Raw genomic sequence first — 17,042 nt, forward strand, 5'->3', positions numbered from 1 at the left:
AAGACTTTGGTTGCGGATCATTGAGATCTAACGCCCCAGTCTTCTTCCTATTTACTTTGACTACGGGTCTTGTACCCCGTCACGAGCACTGCACTCTGGGCTTTTGCCTTAAGTCACTCTCGTGGTCGTCATGACAGTCAGACAACTGGCGTTGAGCCATGGCTTCCAGCCCGGACAACGTTATAGAGAAATCGAGAAGCAATTTCCCACCGCTTCACGCCCCGGATACGCCGGGAATGTGAAAGTGGGGAAGCGAGGAAGAGGATAAGCGTGGCGGGACAAAAAATCCGCATTCGGCTGAAGGCCTACGACCACGAGGCCATCGACGCTTCTGCTAAGAAGATCGTCGAGACCGTTACCCGTACGGGTGCTCGTGTTGTCGGCCCGGTGCCGCTCCCAACCGAGAAGAACGTATACGCCGTTATTCGTTCTCCGCACAAGTACAAGGACTCTCGCGAGCACTTCGAGATGCGCACTCACAAGCGCCTCATCGACATTCTCGACCCGACCCCGAAGACCGTTGACGCCCTCATGCGCATCGACCTTCCGGCAAGCGTCGACGTGAATATCCAGTAAGCGATCGACACAACGTATTTGGTGGAGAACAAACAATGAGTGAAAACGAGATCAAGGGAATTCTGGGCACCAAGCTCGGCATGACCCAGGTCTTCGACGAGGAGAACCGCGTTGTGCCGGTGACCGTCGTCGAGGCTGGCCCGTGCGTGGTTACCCAGATCCGTACGAAAGAAACCGATGGCTACAACGCCATCCAGATTGCCTTCGGCGAGAAGGACCCGCGCAAGGTCAACAAGCCTGCAACCGGTCACTTCAAGAAGGCTGGCGTGACCCCGCGCCGTTACGTCGCTGAGATCCGCATGGACGACACCTCCGCATACGAGGTCGGCCAGGAGGTCAAGGTGGACATCTTCGAGGGCGTGTCCTTCGTTGACGTTACCGGCACCACCAAGGGTCACGGCTACGCTGGCGCCATGAAGCGCCACGGCTTCGCAGGCCAGGGCGCTGCCCACGGTAACCAGGCTGCTCACCGCCGCGTTGGTGGCATTGGTGGCGCTTCGTTCCCGGGCCGCGTCTTCAAGGGTAAGCGCATGGCTGGCCGCATGGGCCAGGACCGCGTGACCACCCAGAACCTGAAGATTCAGAAGATTGATGCCGAGTCCAACCTGCTGCTCATCAAGGGTGCTATCCCGGGTGCGCGCGGTGGCCTCGTCACCGTTAAGACCGCAGTGAAGGGCGGTGCACACGCATGAGCAACCTCAAGCTAGACGTCCAGACCGCTGACGGTAAGACCAACGGCACCGTTGAGTTGCCGGCCGAGCTCTTTGACACCGAGGCATCCATTGCTTTGATGCACCAGGTTGTCAACGCACAGCTCGCTGCTGCTCGTCAGGGTACCCACAAGACCAAGACTCGCGGCGAGGTCCGCGGCGGTGGTCGCAAGCCGTTCCGTCAGAAGGGCACCGGCCGCGCCCGCCAGGGCTCCATCCGTGCGCCTCACTACACCGGTGGTGGCACCGTGCACGGCCCGGTCCCGCGTGACTACTCCCAGCGCACCCCGAAGCGCATGATCAAGGCTGCTCTCTACGGCGCACTGTCTGACCGTGCACGTAACGAGCGCATCCACGTCATCGAGGAGCTCGTCCCGGGCCAGACCCCGTCCACCAAGCAGGCCAAGGCTTTCATCGAGCGCCTCACCGACCGCAAGAATGTTCTTCTGGTCATCGGCCGCGAGGACATCAATGCTCGCCGCAGCGCCAACAACCTGCCGAACGTCCAGATCCTGGACGCCGGCCAGCTGAACACCTATGACGTCCTCTACTCGGACGACGTTGTGTTCTCCGTTGAGGCCCTGCACACCTTCGTCGAGCGCGCTACCGGCGCCGCCGAGGAAGCTAAGGAGGAGAAGTAATGGCTAAGCTCGCTAACCCGCGCGACGTCATCATCGCACCGGTTGTGTCCGAGAAGTCCTACGGCCTGATGGAGCAGAACGTCTACACGTTCTACGTCTCCACGGACTCCAACAAGACCCAGATTAAAGATGCCGTCGAGCAGATCTTCGGCGTGAAGGTTGCTTCCGTGAACACCGTGAACCGTGCAGGCAAGCGCAAGCGCACCCGCACCGGCTACGGTCAGCGTAAGTCCACCAAGCGCGCCTACGTGACGCTCCGTGAAGGCAGCGACTCCATCGACGTCTTCGGCGCAGGCGCTTAAGCCCCACCGAAGAGCCGAAAGGAAAAGGAAGAATTATGGCTATTCGTAAGTACAAGCCGACAACTCCGGGTCGCCGCGCATCCTCCGTGTCCGAGTTCGAGGAAATCACTCGCTCGACCCCGGAGAAGTCCCTGCTGCGCCCGCTGAGCAAGACTGGTGGTCGTAACAACTACGGCCGCATCACCACCCGCCACATCGGCGGTGGCCACAAGCGCCGTTACCGTCTGATCGACTTCCGTCGTACCGACAAGGACGGCATCCCTGCAAAGGTCGCACACATCGAGTACGACCCGAACCGTACCGCCAACATCGCCCTGCTGCACTACGCAGACGGCGAGAAGCGCTACATCATCGCCCCGAAGGGCCTGAAGCAGGGCACCATCGTTGAGGCTGGTCCGAACGCAGATATCAAGGTTGGCAACAACTTGCCGCTGCGTAACATCCCGACTGGTACCACCATCCACGCTGTGGAGCTCAAGCCGGGCGCTGGCGCGAAGCTGGCCCGCTCCGCTGGTGCCTCCATCCAGCTGCTGGGTAAGGAAGGCAAGTACGCCATCCTGCGTATGCCGTCCTCCGAGATCCGTCGCGTCGACATCCGTTGCCGCGCCACCGTCGGTGAGGTTGGCAACGCTGACCAGATGAACATCCGTTGGGGCAAGGCCGGCCGTATGCGCTGGAAGGGCGTCCGCCCGACCGTCCGCGGTGTCGTTATGAACCCGGTTGACCACCCGCACGGTGGTGGTGAGGGTAAGACCTCGGGTGGTCGCCACCCGGTGTCGCCGTGGGGCCACAAGGAAGGCCGCACCCGCAACCCGAACCGTTACTCGAACAACATGATCGTGCGCCGTCGTCGCCCGAACAAGAAGCGCTAAGAGGAGGTAAACAATGCCACGCAGCCTTAAGAAGGGCCCGTTCGTCGATGAGCACCTCCTCAACAAGGTTGATGCTCAGAACGAGGCCGGCACCAAGCAGGTCATCAAGACCTGGTCTCGCCGCTCCACCATTCTGCCCGACTTCATCGGTCACACCTTCGCCGTCCACGACGGCCGCAAGCATGTGCCGGTGTTCGTCGAGGACTCCATGGTTGGTCACAAGCTCGGTGAGTTCGCACCCACCAAGACCTTTAAGGGTCACGTCAAGGACGACAAGAAGGGACGTCGATAAGCGATGAGTGACACCATCACCTCCGCATCCGCAACGGCTCGCTACGTCCGCGTTACCCCGATGAAGGCACGCCGCGTCATCGACTTGGTCCGCGGTAAGTCCGTAGCCGAGGCACTTGCAATCCTGAAGTACGCTCCGCAGGGCGCCGCTGAGCCGGTTGCCAAGGTTGTTGCATCCGCAGCTGCCAACGCTGAGAACAACTTCGGTCTGGACCCGCGCACCCTGGTCATCTCCGAGGCTTATGCCAACGAGGGTCCGACCATGCGTCGTTTCCAGCCGCGCGCACAGGGCCGCGCATTCATGATTCGTAAGCGCACCAGCCACATCACCGTGGTTGTCGAGAGCCAGAAGGAAGGGGCCAAGTAATGGGCCAGAAGATCCATCCTCACGGCCTACGTTTGGGCATCACTTCCGACTGGAAGACCCACTGGTACGCCGATAAGGACTACGCAAACTACGTAGCCGAAGACATCAAGATCCGCGAGTACCTGGAGAAGGGCCTCGACCGCGCCGGCATCGCCGACGTCGTCATCGAGCGCACCCGCGACCGCGTCCGCGTGGACATTCACACCGCCCGCCCGGGCATCGTGATTGGCCGCCGCGGCGCTGAGGCTGACCGCATTCGCCGCGAGCTGGAGAAGCTCACCGGCAAGATGGTTGCCCTCAACATCCTCGAGGTCAAGCAGGTCGACGCCAACGCCACCCTGGTGGCACAGTCTGTCGCTGAGCAGCTGGTCAACCGCGTGGCTTTCCGCCGCGCAATGCGCAAGGCCATCCAGTCCGCTATGCGCCAGCCGCAGGTTAAGGGTATTAAGATCCTCCTGTCTGGTCGTCTGGGCGGCGCTGAGATGTCCCGCACCGAGCGCTACCACGAGGGTCGCGTTCCGCTGCACACCCTTCGCGCCGAAATCGACTACGGCACCGCAGAGGCCCACACCACCTTCGGCCGCATCGGCATCAAGGTGTGGATCTACAAGGGTGACGTTGTCGGTGGCGTCCGCGAGTCCGAACTGAACGCTCCGGCGCAGGGCCGTGGCCGCGGTGACCGCAACGGTCGTCCGCGTCGTGGTGGCCAGCGTCGCCAGCGCGCACAGCAGAAGCAGGAGGGCTAATCCATGCTGATTCCTAAGCGCGTCAAGTACCGTCGCCAGCACCGCCCGACCCGCTCGGGTGTGTCCAAGGGCGGTAACCGCATCAACTTCGGTGACTACGCTATCCAGGCTCTCGAGCCGGCGTACATCACCAACCGCCAGATTGAGGCCGCACGTATTGCCATCAACCGCCACGTCAAGCGTGGTGGCAAGGTGTGGATCAACATCTTCCCGGACCGCCCCCTGACCCAGAAGCCGCTCGGCGTGCGTATGGGTTCCGGTAAGGGTCCCGTCGAGAAGTGGGTTGCCAACGTTAAGCCGGGCCGCATCCTCTTCGAGATGACCTACCCGAACGAAGCTACCGCCATCGAGGCTCTGCGCCGCGCTGGCCAGAAGCTTCCGTGCAAGGTCCGTATCATCAAGAAGGAGGACCAGTTCTAATGGCTACCGGTACCCCCGCCCACGAGTTCCGTGAGCTCGACAACGCTGAGCTGGAAAACCGCCTGAAAGATGCGAAGGAAGAGCTCTTCAACCTTCGCTTCCAGAAGGCCACTGGCCAGCTGACCAACAACCGCCGCATCGGCACGGTTAAGCGCGACATCGCCCGCATCTACACCGTTCTGCGCGAGCGTGAGCTGGGCCTGTCCGTTGCTCCGGGAGCTGAGGCTTAATCATGAGTGAGGCAAACGTGAACACTAAGAAGGAAAAGGGCGCTCGCAAGACCCGCACCGGCATCGTTGTCTCCGACAAGATGAATAAGACCATCGTTGTCGAGCTCGAGGACCGCAAGCAGCACGCCCTCTACGGCAAGATTATGCGCACTAACAAGAAGGTTAAGGCGCACGACGAGAACGAGACCGCCGGCATCGGCGACCGCGTTCTCATCGCCGAGACTCGCCCGCTGTCCAAGGACAAGCACTTCCGTCTCGTCGAGATCGTGGAGAAGGCTAAGTAATATCTAGCCCTTCTCGATGACAATGGCCCCCACAGTGACCGTGGGGGCCCTTTTTCATGCACTGGTTTGGCACACCATAGGCAGCAGCCTGACAGGGGAGTGGTCTCCGTTTATGCGGAGTGAGCTGCGGGAACGTGCTAGGGTAGGGCCGTTCATCTCCTGAAAGGCTAATTTCTCTATGTCCGCGCTCTCTCGCTCTCTGCTTACGCTTGTTTGTGCTTCCTCCGTAGCAACCCTCGTCGGTTGCGCCGCAGAGGAGCCGGCTACCGTTGCTGCCGACGCCCCGGCTGTCGGATCCGCTGAGGACGTTCCAACGGCACAGCCTGATCCGGAATCGGAGGCACAGCCACAGCCGAGCATCGAAGCAGCAGGGCCCAAACCGACGCTTCCGGCGGGCTACTCGCCTGGTGCCGGTAATTCTGGCACCGTCGAGGACACGAAGACATCTGCATCCACCGATGGAAACAATGCCGAGGCGGACACCTCCGTCGCCAGCGGCATCGAAAAGTGCGAGTACCGAAAGGATCGCGTTGCCAGCGAGGGCAATCCTGCTGACGCTCCCACCACGGTGTCAGGCACTGTGCACAAGGTCAAAGCAGGCGACCTCGATGGTGGCGTGCCAGGCATTGTCGTGTCCGATTACGCCTCGGCAGAAGTCTGGTTCTTGGCTTTGGATGCGCCTACCACCTTGAGCGGATACAAGAGTGGCAGCCCGTCACGGAAAACGTTGACCTTTTCCGGCAAGAATTGCATTGGGCTCGTTGAGAAAAGGGCGTGGGCAGGCTACGAGGGCAAGCACGTCACCTTGCCCTTTGAGCCCGACCGTGGCTGGTGGCAAAGCGATGCGAGCGTTCCCATGGGTGCGCTGTACGTGGACTACACCCCAGACGAAGTCCTCTAGGGAACGCGTGCTCTGAATCGGGCCGCGAACCCGGGGCGTAAGCGTCCAAGAGCCTAGCGTGTGCCCCGGTGCGTGAGTGCAATAGCGAAACAGAACGCGCTCAACACCGCGCCCACCGCGAGAAGGAACGTGCCGATACGGTAGGGCATGGCGCTGACCAGGTCGATGGTGTTATAGATCCGCAGCCACATCAACCAGCCAGCGATGAGCGCGACGCCCCCGACAGCCGAAAGGGCTCGCAAACCGCGGGTGGGGCGCTGGGAAGGGGAGAAGGCGTGGTAGGAGGCGTCGACAAGCGCGAGTGCAGCGAGCACCACCGAGGCCCACGCCGCGAGCGGCACCGGCAGTAGTGCTGCAGCGCCGAAGAGTACCGGCAGGATAAAGGCCACGGCCACCAGCACAAAGAGCAGGCCGTGCACTACGCCGGCGCGCAGTGGATATTTCATAGGCGCTCCTCCACGTCAGAAAACGTGGGCGGCTGCGCGCCCGTGCGCGAAACCGTAATGGCTGCGGCCGTCGCCGCAAAGTGGAGGATCTCCTGCCACTCTTCGGCGCTTAAAGCGCTGATATCCCGCGTTAGCAACTGGCTCAGCAGCGCGGCCATGACCGTGTCGCCAGCACCGATGGTGTCCGCCACCTCGACCTTAACCGGCGGGACCTGCAGCGACACCGAATCCGTGCGTACGCTCAGCCCTTCCGCGCCGCGCGTGGTCACGACGACGGGTACTTGGGCCAGTGCGTCTTCGCCCAGGAATTCCACTTCTTCTTCGCTCAACTTCAGCAACGTGACGTGCGGCAACAAAGACAACAAGAACTCGCGGTGCTCCGGGGTGGCGAAGAAGGGGCGAATATTAGGGTCCAGCGCGACCTTGGTGCCCTTCGCGGCAAGGTCCTTCAGCAACGCGGCATAACGGGAGGCGCCAGGTTCGAGGGCGAGGGAGACGGTGCCGAAGCAGGCCCAGGGGACGTCGGCAAGCGCAGGCTCTATTAGGCGGTCCGCCGTGCCCTCCGTGTAGAAGGAATAGGTGGCTGAGCCGTCCTCACCGATGTTGCAGACCGCCAGCGTCGTGGGTTCCTCACCCCGCTGCACGAGCGAAGTATCCACTCGTTCTTTATGTAGACGCTCCATGAGCGCCTGCCCGAAGGCATCCCGCGAGAGCCGCGACTGAAATCCCACGCTAGCGCCCAGACGGCTCGCCGCGACCGCCACGTTGAAGGGACCGCCACCCAATGCCGGTGTTAAATCCACCAGCTGCCCGCGTCCGCGCGGGACGAGGTCAACAAGGCCTTCGCCACACACCATAATGTCCATGGAATCCATACTATCGAGAGCATGAACTACCGTCCGCTTTTCCACCTCTCCCCGCCCTCCGGCCGTCTCAATGACCCGAATGGAGTCTTCATCGACGGCAACAACCTGCATGTTTACTATCAGCATGACCCCTGCTTCCCGCACGCGGCTAAGCAGACGGGCTGGGGGCATGCCGTGGCTTCCTTGGGCGAGGCGAAGCCGTGGCGACACTACCCGGACGCGCTGTACCCCATCCGGGAGCACGACGCCCATGGTTGCTACTCGGGCGGCGCGGTGGTTGACGGTGAGGACGTGTGGCTGTTTTATACAGGAAACCTCAAGTGCGATGACGTGCGGATACCCTCGCAGAATCGCGTCCGTGCCGTCGATGCTGGTGGTCCAGAAGGTGGCTTCTATGAGCACGATTCCGCCAATCCGCTCATCAATGGCCCCGCGGAGGGCTTCACGGGGCACTATCGCGATCCCCAGATCACCCGCGACGCGCAGGGTTGGCGCATGGTGCTCGGCGCCCAGGCGGAGGATGAAACAGGGCACGCCGTGCTCTACCGGTCCACGGACTTGGCGCAGTGGTCCTTTGAAGGTGCGATCACCTTTGATACCTCGAGTGCTCAGCCGGGCCTGAGCCCGGACCTCGTGCCGGGCGGCTACATGTGGGAGTGCCCCAACTTGCTCACGCTCCGGGACCGCGCGACGGGGGAGGACAAAGACGTCTTGGTCATCTGCCCGCAAGGTCTTGAGCCGGTGCTTGCCGACGACACCACGCACTACGCCTCCTCCGATCAGTGCGGTTACCTCGTGGGCCGGCTGGAGGGCACCGTCTTCCACGTGGAGCGGGGCTTTAGCGAGTTGGATTATGGGCACCAGTTTTATGCGCCGCAGCTGGTGGAAAAGGATGGCGAAGCCATCATGCTGGGATGGATGGGGCTGCCCGCGCAGGATGACACCCCGACTGTGGAAGAAGGGTGGGTCCACACACTCACCCTGCCGCGGCGCGTGTGGCTGGAGGATGGCTGGGTGCGCCAGGCGCCGTTGTGGTCGCTGCCGGCTGTGCCGCCGGAGGCAGCACGTGCTGGGTTCGGTTCGGTAGCCACGCTGACGGCCGGTGAGGGAACGTACGTGCTTGTCGACGACTCCGGGGCCGACGCCTTCCGCGTCACTTATGGCGGGGGAGAACTCCGTTTGGCGGTGGGTGAGGATGAGCGCATCGTACCCTGCCCGGCTGGCTCCGTGGAGCTCATCGCGGATGGCTGCGCAGTGGAAGTCTTCGCGGGTGATGGGCGGATTGCGGGGGCATCGGTCGTTTTTGGTGCCAGCGATGCCCGGTGGAAGGGCTGGATTGCCCGTTAGGGTGTGAATCGTCCTATATTTATGTCCGAATGCTTGGCTTTCTGTGGGGTGACATGTCTAATGGAAAGTGACCCAATTTAGTTCATCTCACTCTCCGAGGAGGCACGCCGGAATGGATCACTCACAGGTCGCGGCGCGAATACTCTCCGCTATCGGCGGCGAAGACAATATCGTGGCGCTCGCACACTGCGCCACCCGCCTGCGCATGGTGCTCAAAGACAGCAAGAAAGTCGACAAGGCCGCCCTGGAAAACGATCCGGACCTCAAAGGCATTTTTGAGGCCGGAGGCATGTTCCAGGTCATCGTCGGCCCGGGCGACGTCAACGTCGTGTTCGACGAAATCAACAAGGCGACGTCCAAGGACATCGCCGTGTCGACGGATAACCTCAAAGACATCGCGGCGGGCTCGGGCAACCGCTTCTCGCGTGCCGTGAAGGTGCTGGCCGATATCTTTGTGCCGCTCATCCCGATTCTGGTCGGTGGCGGTCTGCTCATGGCGCTCAATAACGTCCTGACCGTCAATGGTTTGTTTGGCGAGCAGTCCGTTATTGAGATGTTCCCGGCCATGGCAGATGTTGCCGGTCTTATTAACCTGCTGGCGTCCGCGCCGTTTGCGTTCCTGCCCGTCCTCGTGGGCTTTACCGCAACGAAGCGCTTTGGCGGCAACGAGTTCCTCGGCGCGGGTATGGCGATGGCCATGGTGATGCCGGACCTCGTCAACGGTTATAACGTGGCTGCGACCATCGAGGCCGGCGAGATGCCGTATTGGCACATCTTCGGCCTCGACGTCGCGCAGGCCGGCTACCAGGGTTCCATTCTTCCGACGCTCGTTATTTCCTGGATCCTCGCGACCATCGAGAAGTGGCTCCACAAGCGCCTCAAGGGCACCGTGGACTTCATGCTCACCCCGCTGCTCACGCTGTTGGTCACGGGCTTCATTACGTTTGCGCTCATCGGCCCGTTCCTGCGTACCGCGGGCGACTGGCTGGGCCTGGGCTTGGCGAACCTCGCCGAGTTCGCGGGTCCTGTGGCCGGCTTCCTCTTCGGTCTCGTCTACTCGCCGATCGTGATCACGGGTCTGCACCAGTCCTTCCCGCCCATCGAGACGATGCTGTGGAACGAGGGCGGTTCCTTCGTCTTCCCGACGGCGTCCACGGCCAATATCGCCATGGGCGGCGCGGCGCTGGCCATCTACTTCCTGACCAAGTCTGACAAGATGAAGGGCCTGGCCGGCGCATCCGGTATCTCCGCACTCTTTGGAATTACCGAGCCCGCTATCTTCGGTGTGAACCTGCGCCTGCGCTGGCCGTTCTACATCGGCATGGGCGCCTCCGCTATTGCCTCCATGATGGTCGCCCTCCTCGACGTCAAGGCCACCGCGCTCGGTGCCGCTGGCTTCATCGGCGTCGTGTCCATCCGTCCGGAGGACTACGGCCAGTTCCTGCTGTGCTGCGTGCTTTCCCTCGTGGTGGCCTTTGGCGCAACCTTCGCGTATGGCCGCGTGCTCATCTCCCGCAATGGCACCATTGATCCTGACGCGACCGACGTCCCGGCCGCTGCCACCGACGGTGCCGCCCCGTCGGCTGTCGCCGACCCGAACGCTTTCCGCATCGCCTCGCCGCTGTCCGGCACAGCCATCGCGCTGTCTTCCGTGTCTGACCCGATGTTTGCTGCGGGCAAGCTCGGCGCCGGTGCCGCCGTGGAGCCGACCGTGGGCACGCTCGTCGCGCCCATCGACGGCACGGTGACCGTCACGTTCCCGTCTGGCCACGCCTACGCCGTGCGCGGCAAGGACGCCGCGGGCAAGAACGTGGACATCCTCATGCACATCGGTTTCGACACCGTGAACCTCAAGGGCCAGCACTTCACCCCGCACGTGAAGAAGGGCGACGAGGTCAAGGTCGGCGACGTCCTGTGCGAGTTCGACATCGAAGCCATCAAGGCCGCCGGCTACCCGGTGACCACTCCGGTCGTCGTGTCCAACTCGAAGAAGACCGGCCCGGTGCTCCCGACCTACATGGCGGGCGAGACCATCGACTTCGGTGACCCGCTCGCTACGGTTGCCCCGAAACCCGAGCCTGCCGATGCCCCCCGCCTAACCCCGTCTAGCTTCCTCGCCGTCCAGCATGCGCTGGGCGGCGTTGCTGCTTTTCGCGACAATCAAGGAACCGAAATCCGGGATTTGTGGGCCCTTCGTTGTCGTGAAATCCTTCAAGGCAACCGGTTCGCGTGTGGGGGGGTTAGCGCGCGGCGGCGTGGATGTCGTCGAGGAATGCGCCGTATCTCGAGCGCAGTTCACTGAGCGGTTCGACGATGAGCTCCTGCGAGGTTGCGGCGATTTCCTTGCGCAGGGCGCGCCGGGTGCGGGCCTTGACGCCGGCGCCGATGGCGCCGCCAAAGGCTGCCGAGATGAGTCCCAGCACGATGCCGAGGAGGAGGCCGCCCAGAATGAGCAGCGTGGGGTACGGCCAGCCCTCGATTTCCGGGGTGAGGTCTGCGCCGAGGAGCGGCGTGAGTGCGCCGGGGATGAAGGCCGCGGCGAGGTACCACAGCACGCCCACGAGGGCAGCGAGGAGTGCGAGCCACTGGATGAAGGTGAGGATGCCCCAGGCCTTCGAGGGCTGTGCGGGCAGGCGGGTGCGGGCGGCGGCGCGGTCGAGGGCATCGGGAAGCGTATCGGTGATGGACTCCGCGCGGTCGGCGACGGCATTGGCCCAGGCGGGGGAGAGGCCGTCCGCGGCGGCCGCGGCGTAGGAGCGCAGGCCCTTGTTGGCCCGGGCGCGGCCTGCCGCGTCGAGCGGCGGCAGGGAGGTGCGGTGCACACCCGTGTCGTCCGAGGCCTCGCGCAGGCCGAGGCGGCGCAGCGGGTCGGCGCGCAAGCGCAGCATCCAGGAGGTGAGCAGCCAGCCGGTGGTCTGGCCCAGGCGCTTGCGGTAGGCGGCAGCCGTCGCGGCGGCGAGGCGCTCGGCGCCAGCGGCGGTGGCGAGGTGTTCGTCGAGTTCCTTCTTGGCTTTCGCGGGCACGTCCTTGGGTGCGCGTTCGTCGGCCCACGCGGCGGTGACCGTGTCGAGGTCGGCCTCGATGCGGACGGTCTGCGCGTTGTGGGCCGCGGCGACCTTGGCGATGGCTGTGCGCAGGTCGTCGACGCCAAGGCCAGTCTTCGCGGAGGTGGGCACGACCTTGACCTTGGTGAGGCCGTCCTCGCACAGGAGCTCGGCGAGGGAGTCGGCGATGGTGGGGACGTCGGCATCGGCAAGCTTGTCCGCTTTGTTGAGGACCGCGAGGGTGACCGCCGAGTGCGAGGCGTGCGGGCGGATGAAGTCGTCGTGGATGATGTTGTCCGCGTATTTTTCGGGGTCCGTGACCCAGACGAGGACGTCGACCTGGCCCGCGAGGCGCGTGGCGATCGCGCGGTTGGAGGCTTCGACTGAGTCGAAGTCCGGCAGGTCGAGGAGGATGAGCGGGCCGGCCTTGGGAGCGAAGTCGCCGAGGCGGTTGCGACGGTCTTCGACGTCGAGCCAATCGAGCAGCTCGGAGGAGCCCTCGGGGTGCCACACGGCGGCGAGCGGCGACGACGTGGTGGGGCGGCGTGGCGAGGAGGCGCCGAGATCCTCGCCGACCACGGCATTAAACAGCGAGGTCTTGCCGGAGCCGGTGGCACCAAAGAAGCCGACCACCGTGTGCTCGGCGGACAGCGCGCGCCGGGCGGCGGCGGACTCGCGGACGCGGGAGATGGCGGCGTGCTGCTCGGGCGTGAAGAACTCGCCGCCGGACTCGGCGGCGCGGTCGAGGGCGTCGAGACGCTCGGACAGGGAGTGGGAACGGTTAAACATTGCGGACCTCCTCGGTGGCGGCGGTGGCGGCCGCGCGCAGCTCGTCTGCGGAGGGGCCCTCCGTGAGCGGCGCGGTCACGGTGTTGTAGCGCTCGCGCTCGGAATCCATGAGTGCGCCGACGCGCTCGTCGAGGCGTTCGCGGGCGGCTTTGGCCATGCGACGCACGGTGTCCTCGCCGAAGATGGTCTCGAGCAGCTTCTGGCCCACGACGGCGGAGCCGCCAGCGATGGCGATCTCGCCGCCGGTAAGTCCCGCAGTCGAGGCGAAGACGACGACCATGAGCGCGACGGTCACGGCGTTAACACCCAGCGAGGCGAGACGCGCGGTCATGCGCTTGCCCGCGGCGTTTTCCTCGATGTCGGAGACGAGCTCGGCCTGCCATTCGCGCACGAGGAGGGCGGCGCGCTCGGAAATATCGGCGCTGGCGTGGGCGAGGCCTGGGGATGCGGCGGCGCGCAGCTCGGGCGCGGAGGACCCGAGGTACGACCACGCGCGGGCTGCGGCGGTCTCGGCGCCGTCGATGATGACGCCGTGGAGACCGGCTTCGATTTCGGTCTCGACCTCGCGTACAGGTGCGGGCTTGCCGGTGAAGAAGGATCCGATTCGGTCGAGGGTCGCAGAGAACCAGCGGTCGACCGCGCGGAAAGCATCCGAGGTGCCCACGAAGTCCTGCCAGCGGGCGAGGACCTCGGTGCGCAAGAGGTTGCCATCGCGGGTGACGTCCTCGACGTGGGCGCGGGCGTCGGCGTAGTGCCCGGCGACGACCTCGTCGATATGCGCGGCGAAGTCCGTGCGAGACTCTTGCTCCGCGGCGAGCGTCTCTGTGCCTGCGGCGACCTTGGCCAGGGCGCCTGCGACGGTGCGGGCGGCCAGCTGGTGGCGCGCGGCGGTATCGGCAGCCAAGCGCTCGAGGTACGCGCGCAGGTCGGCCGTGCGCGCGGCGGGCAGCAAGCCCTCGAGAGGACCTTGGTCCGGCACGACGAAAAACTCGGCACCGAGGTTGTGCTCGGCGAGCATGCGCTGCAGGTCCGCGGGGACGGTAGCGAGCGCGTCCTCGTCGACGCGGTTGAGGACCACGACGACCTCGATGTTGCGGGCAGCGGCGTCCTCGAGGAACTGCCACACGAGGTTATCGGCGTAGCGCGCTGGCGTCGTCACGAAGATCCACAGGTCCGCGGCGGCGAGGAGCTGCGAGGCGAGGGCGCGGTTCGTGTCGTCGATGGAGTCGAAGTCCGGCGCGTCGATGAGCGCGAGGCCCGCGGGCACGGCCTCGGTGGACACGATGCGCAACGTCGTCGCCTGTGGGTTCGCCTCGCCGTGCTCGCGCGCAAGCCCAGGCAGGACGTGCGGCGCGCCGAAGTACTCCGCGTCCGAAGGATGCGCGATAAGCGAGGGCTGCCGCGTCGTCGGGCGAATGACGCCTGACGTCGTTACCTCCTCGTGGAGCACACCGTTGACCAGCGTGGACTTGCCGGAGCCGGTGGAGCCGCCCACGACGGCGAGCAGCGGAGCGTCGAGGTTGGCCAGGCGCGGCGCGATATAGTCATCGACCTGATGGAGCAACGGCGCGGCGCCGGGCAGGGGCGAGGTCGCGAGGGCGGCGCGCAGGCGCTCGAGGCTCGGCAGGCCTGTCGCGTGCACCTCGGCGGCGCCGGAGTCGGCCGGGGAGGGAAATGGGCGAGAATTATCAGTCACGGGTTCCATTGTCGCAGTAATCGGTGCGCGGCGGGGGCGGCGGGGCAACGAGTGTGCAACGAACCGAGAACGAGAAATTCTTTTGGTGCGTCTTTTACTTTATTGCAATAAAGGCTACTGTGAATGAAACAGTTATATTTATCCCGAATTTCGGATTAATCTAATTTAGAAATTCCACGGCTTTGCGGATATCTTTCTCCGATATCCGCCCGGGACTTTGGAGCCTGGGCCGGGAAGGGAGAGAAGTCCCACGACTTCCGGCGCGCACCCAGTGCGCGCGCGAGCGCACGACCACGAAGAGAAAGCACGAACGCTGTGAACGACCACCACGCCGACCGCACTGCGACCACCCGCACCACCGTCGAGGAACTCCTCGCCGAACCTGCCCTCGAGTCCATCGTGGGCTATGTTCCAGGCGGCTTCGATATGCTCCACATCGGCCACCTCAACATTCTGCGCGCCTCGCGCAAGCTGTGCACCACGCTCATTGCCGGCGTGGCCACCGACGAGTCGCTCATTCGCATGAAGAACCGTGCTCCCATCGTCCCGCACGCTGAGCGCATGGAGCTCGTGCGCAGCTTGAGCTTCGTCGACGGCGTGATCGCCGACCATGACCAGGACAAGCGAGTCGCGTGGGAAGAAGTGCACTTTGACGTGCTCTTCAAGGGCGACGACTGGAAGGGTACGGAAAAGGGTGCGCGCCTGGAGGCTGAGCTCGCTGAGGTCGGTGCCCGCGTGGTCTACTTGCCGTACACGAAGTCGACCTCGTCGACGATGTTGCGTAAGTTCCTGGCCCACGAAATCGCGGAGCGCGACGTGGCGCTCACCGGCGCTGGTGCCGCACGGGAAGAGGCATAAGGACCGATGGCGACGACACAGTCTCGTTTTAGCTGGGCGATCGCGCAGCTTGACGCCGCGCAGAAGCCCGCGCAAGGCGTACCCGCGTATATGCGCTGGGTCAACCGGCGCGGTGCCCGCGTGATTGCGGCGCTGGGCTATCAGCTGCGCTGGACGCCGAACCAGGTCACGGCCATCTCCGCGTGCCTGTCGGTGGCGGGCATGCTCGTGCTCATCTTCGCGCCGTTTGCCGTGTCGACGGGCGTACTTGCTGCAGTCCTGCTCGCGCTGGGCTTCCTTTTTGACTCCGCGGACGGCCAACTGGCGCGCGTGTCCAAGCTGTCGTCGAAGTCGGGCGAGTGGGTTGACCACGTCGTCGACGCGTTTCGCTCGCCGCTCGTTCACGTGGCCGTGGCCATCGCGGTCACGGCCCACGAGGGCCCGTACTCATGGCTGGCCTTGGTGGCGCTCGGGTACTCCGTTGTGACGAGTGGGCAGTTCCTCAGCCAGATTCTTGCTGAGGCGCTGGTGCGCAAGGCAGGCGCGCAGCAGACTCGCGGCGGCAACCTGCGCTCGTGGATTTTGTTGCCTACCGACCCAGGTGTGCTGTGCTGGAGCTTTGTCTTCTGGGGCTGGGCGCCGGCCTTTGCCGTGGTCTACGGACTACTCGCCGCCGTCGCCGCGGCGCACTCTGCGGTTTCGCTCACGCGCCGTTTTAAAGATCTCTCGGCCGTCGACCGCGCCGCAGCGGAGCTTGCCGATGTCCCCTCTGGAGGTGCTCATGCCTAGGCTCAGCGTCCTCCTGCCGGCCCGCAACGCGCAGAACACCGTCGGTGAGGCGGTCTCCTCGACGCTGCGGGCCTTACCGCGCGACGCGGAGCTCGTCGTCCTCGACGACGGCTCCACTGACGCGACGGCGGCCCGCGCGGCGGACGCAGGCCGGGGCGATGCGCGTCTGCGTGTGGAATCCCAGCCGCCCTCTGGTGGCATCGCCGTAGCGCTGAACTGGCTTCTCGCGCACACGGACTCCGAGTTGGTGGGGCGCATGGACGCCGACGACATCACGCTGCCGTGGCGCTTCCGCAGCGCGCTGCCTGCACTCGGACGTGGCGCGGACATCGTGTTTAACCAGGTCCTCTACACCACAGGGGCGCGGACGCGTCCCGCGGTGCCACTGGGCATTACCCCGGCGGCGTTTGGCCTGCACCTGCTCCTGACGAATCCCGTCTCGCACCCAGCGATGGTTGCGACGCGTGCGGCACTCGACTCCGTACGCGGCTACCGCGCGGTGCCCGCCGAGGATTATGACTTGTGGATGCGCGCCGTCAGCGCGGGCTTCCGCCTGCGCCGCCTGGGCGTGTGGGGGCTCAAGTACCGCGTCCACCCGGATCAGATCACGGCGTCGACTACGTGGCGCAGCGCGTCCTGGGATAACGCGGACCAGGCGGAGGCTTTCGGGGACTTGAGCGCGGCGCTCGTAGGCGAGCGTCTCACCCGCATTGTCACCCTCGCGCAGCATGACGCCTCGACTCGCGAACGGGAACTGGCGCACTTCGCCGACCTCATTCGCACCGCTGGTCGCCGCCTAGGCCCCGTCCAGCACGCCGCCCTGGAACATCGCCTGCGTTCGCGTCTTGCGTGGGCGCGCGATATTTCTGCCTGACCTTATCATCTTTT

General features: G+C 64.5%; 21 protein-coding genes. 17 read left to right on the forward strand and 4 right to left on the reverse strand.

The annotated features are described in order from the left end of the window. Positions 1-270 precede the first annotated feature (270 nt). The 12 genes from rpsJ (at position 271) to CAURI_RS02170 (ending at position 6,340) form a co-directional block, all read left to right on the forward strand. Positions 271-576: a 30S ribosomal protein S10 gene (gene rpsJ / locus CAURI_RS02115; protein WP_003848085.1), complete on the forward strand. Its 306-nt coding sequence runs from the start codon at positions 271-273 to the stop codon at positions 574-576. Between the two features lie 35 nt (positions 577-611). Continuing rightward, positions 612-1,268 carry a 50S ribosomal protein L3 gene (gene rplC / locus CAURI_RS02120; protein WP_010189651.1) on the forward strand — a complete coding sequence of 219 codons (657 nt, stop codon included), beginning with the start codon at positions 612-614 and terminating at the stop codon, positions 1,266-1,268. After that, positions 1,265-1,927, forward strand: a complete 663-nt coding sequence (rplD, locus tag CAURI_RS02125; protein ID WP_010189650.1) for a 50S ribosomal protein L4 — start codon at positions 1,265-1,267, stop codon at positions 1,925-1,927. The genes rplC and rplD overlap by 4 nt, the downstream gene beginning before the upstream one ends. Next, positions 1,927-2,229, forward strand: coding sequence for a 50S ribosomal protein L23 (gene rplW / locus CAURI_RS02130; protein WP_010189649.1), 303 nt, complete (start codon positions 1,927-1,929; stop codon positions 2,227-2,229). Before rplD ends, rplW begins: the two co-directional genes overlap by 1 nt. 35 nt (positions 2,230-2,264) lie before the next feature. Continuing rightward, on the forward strand, positions 2,265-3,101 hold the full coding sequence (gene rplB / locus CAURI_RS02135) for a 50S ribosomal protein L2 (RefSeq protein ID WP_010189648.1): 837 nt from the start codon (positions 2,265-2,267) through the stop codon (positions 3,099-3,101). 13 nt (positions 3,102-3,114) lie between these two features. Then, positions 3,115-3,393 (forward strand): 30S ribosomal protein S19, encoded by a 279-nt coding sequence (rpsS, locus tag CAURI_RS02140; protein ID WP_010189646.1) that lies wholly within the window; start codon positions 3,115-3,117, stop codon positions 3,391-3,393. A gap of 3 nt (positions 3,394-3,396) precedes the next feature. Further along, positions 3,397-3,759, forward strand: coding sequence for a 50S ribosomal protein L22 (gene rplV / locus CAURI_RS02145; protein WP_010189645.1), 363 nt, complete (start codon positions 3,397-3,399; stop codon positions 3,757-3,759). Then, positions 3,759-4,505, forward strand: a complete 747-nt coding sequence (rpsC, locus tag CAURI_RS02150) for a 30S ribosomal protein S3 (RefSeq protein ID WP_010189644.1) — start codon at positions 3,759-3,761, stop codon at positions 4,503-4,505. The genes rplV and rpsC overlap by 1 nt, the downstream gene beginning before the upstream one ends. 3 nt (positions 4,506-4,508) lie before the next feature. Then, the gene (gene rplP / locus CAURI_RS02155; RefSeq protein ID WP_010189643.1) at positions 4,509-4,925 is read left to right on the forward strand and encodes a 50S ribosomal protein L16; all 417 of its coding nucleotides are present in this window, start codon (positions 4,509-4,511) and stop codon (positions 4,923-4,925) included. Further along, on the forward strand, positions 4,925-5,155 hold the full coding sequence (gene rpmC, locus CAURI_RS02160; RefSeq protein WP_010189642.1) for a 50S ribosomal protein L29: 231 nt from the start codon (positions 4,925-4,927) through the stop codon (positions 5,153-5,155). Before rplP ends, rpmC begins: the two co-directional genes overlap by 1 nt. Positions 5,156-5,157: 2 nt before the next feature. After that, a complete protein-coding gene (gene rpsQ / locus CAURI_RS02165) occupies positions 5,158-5,439 on the forward strand; it encodes a 30S ribosomal protein S17 (protein ID WP_010189641.1) in 282 nt (93 codons plus the stop codon). Between the two features lie 178 nt (positions 5,440-5,617). Continuing rightward, positions 5,618-6,340, forward strand: coding sequence for a hypothetical protein (locus tag CAURI_RS02170; RefSeq protein WP_010189640.1), 723 nt, complete (start codon positions 5,618-5,620; stop codon positions 6,338-6,340). 53 nt (positions 6,341-6,393) lie between these two features. Here CAURI_RS02170 and CAURI_RS02175 read toward each other — a convergent pair whose 3' ends face one another. Both CAURI_RS02175 and CAURI_RS02180 read right to left on the reverse strand, forming a co-directional pair. After that, complete coding sequence (locus tag CAURI_RS02175; RefSeq protein ID WP_010189639.1) at positions 6,394-6,786, reverse strand: hypothetical protein; 393 nt, start codon at positions 6,784-6,786, stop codon at positions 6,394-6,396. After that, the gene (locus CAURI_RS02180; protein ID WP_010189638.1) at positions 6,783-7,652 is read right to left on the reverse strand and encodes a carbohydrate kinase family protein; all 870 of its coding nucleotides are present in this window, start codon (positions 7,650-7,652) and stop codon (positions 6,783-6,785) included. The genes CAURI_RS02175 and CAURI_RS02180 overlap by 4 nt, the downstream gene beginning before the upstream one ends. Before the next feature lie 21 nt (positions 7,653-7,673). On the opposite strand from CAURI_RS02180, the gene CAURI_RS02185 reads away from it, so the two are divergent. Together CAURI_RS02185 and CAURI_RS02190 are read left to right on the forward strand one after the other, a co-directional pair. Beyond that, positions 7,674-8,999 (forward strand): glycoside hydrolase family 32 protein, encoded by a 1,326-nt coding sequence (locus tag CAURI_RS02185; RefSeq protein ID WP_010189637.1) that lies wholly within the window; start codon positions 7,674-7,676, stop codon positions 8,997-8,999. A 112-nt stretch (positions 9,000-9,111) separates the two neighbouring features. Next, positions 9,112-11,301, forward strand: a complete 2,190-nt coding sequence (locus CAURI_RS02190; RefSeq protein WP_010189635.1) for a sucrose-specific PTS transporter subunit IIBC — start codon at positions 9,112-9,114, stop codon at positions 11,299-11,301. On the opposite strand, the gene CAURI_RS02195 is transcribed toward CAURI_RS02190, so the two are convergent. Both CAURI_RS02195 and CAURI_RS02200 read right to left on the reverse strand, forming a co-directional pair. After that, positions 11,240-12,832 carry a GTPase gene (locus tag CAURI_RS02195; RefSeq protein WP_012714831.1) on the reverse strand — a complete coding sequence of 531 codons (1,593 nt, stop codon included), beginning with the start codon at positions 12,830-12,832 and terminating at the stop codon, positions 11,240-11,242. The two genes, CAURI_RS02190 and CAURI_RS02195, sit on opposite strands and share 62 nt — an antisense overlap. Beyond that, positions 12,825-14,537, reverse strand: coding sequence for a GTPase family protein (locus tag CAURI_RS02200; protein ID WP_012714832.1), 1,713 nt, complete (start codon positions 14,535-14,537; stop codon positions 12,825-12,827). The genes CAURI_RS02195 and CAURI_RS02200 overlap by 8 nt, the downstream gene beginning before the upstream one ends. Before the next feature lie 306 nt (positions 14,538-14,843). On the opposite strand from CAURI_RS02200, the gene CAURI_RS02205 reads away from it, so the two are divergent. Genes CAURI_RS02205 through CAURI_RS02215 form a run of 3 tightly spaced genes read left to right on the forward strand, consistent with a single transcriptional unit; the run spans position 14,844 to position 17,028 of the window. After that, positions 14,844-15,386, forward strand: a complete 543-nt coding sequence (locus CAURI_RS02205) for an FAD synthase family protein (protein ID WP_010189619.1) — start codon at positions 14,844-14,846, stop codon at positions 15,384-15,386. Positions 15,387-15,392: 6 nt separating this feature from the next. Continuing rightward, the gene (locus tag CAURI_RS02210) at positions 15,393-16,154 is read left to right on the forward strand and encodes a CDP-alcohol phosphatidyltransferase family protein (RefSeq protein ID WP_012714833.1); all 762 of its coding nucleotides are present in this window, start codon (positions 15,393-15,395) and stop codon (positions 16,152-16,154) included. Further along, on the forward strand, positions 16,147-17,028 hold the full coding sequence (locus CAURI_RS02215) for a glycosyltransferase family 2 protein (RefSeq protein ID WP_029158953.1): 882 nt from the start codon (positions 16,147-16,149) through the stop codon (positions 17,026-17,028). The genes CAURI_RS02210 and CAURI_RS02215 overlap by 8 nt, the downstream gene beginning before the upstream one ends. Positions 17,029-17,042 lie beyond the last annotated feature (14 nt).

The organism is Corynebacterium aurimucosum ATCC 700975 (assembly GCF_000022905.1).
Lineage (GTDB): Bacteria > Actinomycetota > Actinomycetes > Mycobacteriales > Mycobacteriaceae > Corynebacterium > Corynebacterium aurimucosum_F.

Bases quoted from the DNA above. Each gene is read 5' to 3' on its own strand.
- rplC (WP_010189651.1), top strand. From the start codon at position 612: ATGAGTGAAAACGAGATCAAGGGAATTCTGGGCACCAAGCTCGGCATG.
- rplD (WP_010189650.1), top strand. From the start codon at position 1,265: ATGAGCAACCTCAAGCTAGACGTCCAGACCGCTGACGGTAAGACCAAC.
- rplW (WP_010189649.1), top strand. From the start codon at position 1,927: ATGGCTAAGCTCGCTAACCCGCGCGACGTCATCATCGCACCGGTTGTG.
- rplB (WP_010189648.1), top strand. From the start codon at position 2,265: ATGGCTATTCGTAAGTACAAGCCGACAACTCCGGGTCGCCGCGCATCC.
- rpsS (WP_010189646.1), top strand. From the start codon at position 3,115: ATGCCACGCAGCCTTAAGAAGGGCCCGTTCGTCGATGAGCACCTCCTC.
- rplV (WP_010189645.1), top strand. From the start codon at position 3,397: ATGAGTGACACCATCACCTCCGCATCCGCAACGGCTCGCTACGTCCGC.
- rpsC (WP_010189644.1), top strand. From the start codon at position 3,759: ATGGGCCAGAAGATCCATCCTCACGGCCTACGTTTGGGCATCACTTCC.
- rplP (WP_010189643.1), top strand. From the start codon at position 4,509: ATGCTGATTCCTAAGCGCGTCAAGTACCGTCGCCAGCACCGCCCGACC.
- rpmC (WP_010189642.1), top strand. From the start codon at position 4,925: ATGGCTACCGGTACCCCCGCCCACGAGTTCCGTGAGCTCGACAACGCT.
- rpsQ (WP_010189641.1), top strand. From the start codon at position 5,158: ATGAGTGAGGCAAACGTGAACACTAAGAAGGAAAAGGGCGCTCGCAAG.
- CAURI_RS02170 (WP_010189640.1), top strand. From the start codon at position 5,618: ATGTCCGCGCTCTCTCGCTCTCTGCTTACGCTTGTTTGTGCTTCCTCC.
- CAURI_RS02175 (WP_010189639.1), bottom strand. From the start codon at position 6,786: ATGAAATATCCACTGCGCGCCGGCGTAGTGCACGGCCTGCTCTTTGTG.
- CAURI_RS02180 (WP_010189638.1), bottom strand. From the start codon at position 7,652: ATGGACATTATGGTGTGTGGCGAAGGCCTTGTTGACCTCGTCCCGCGC.
- CAURI_RS02185 (WP_010189637.1), top strand. From the start codon at position 7,674: ATGAACTACCGTCCGCTTTTCCACCTCTCCCCGCCCTCCGGCCGTCTC.
- CAURI_RS02190 (WP_010189635.1), top strand. From the start codon at position 9,112: ATGGATCACTCACAGGTCGCGGCGCGAATACTCTCCGCTATCGGCGGC.
- CAURI_RS02195 (WP_012714831.1), bottom strand. From the start codon at position 12,832: ATGTTTAACCGTTCCCACTCCCTGTCCGAGCGTCTCGACGCCCTCGAC.
- CAURI_RS02200 (WP_012714832.1), bottom strand. From the start codon at position 14,537: ATGGAACCCGTGACTGATAATTCTCGCCCATTTCCCTCCCCGGCCGAC.
- CAURI_RS02210 (WP_012714833.1), top strand. From the start codon at position 15,393: ATGGCGACGACACAGTCTCGTTTTAGCTGGGCGATCGCGCAGCTTGAC.
- CAURI_RS02215 (WP_029158953.1), top strand. From the start codon at position 16,147: ATGCCTAGGCTCAGCGTCCTCCTGCCGGCCCGCAACGCGCAGAACACC.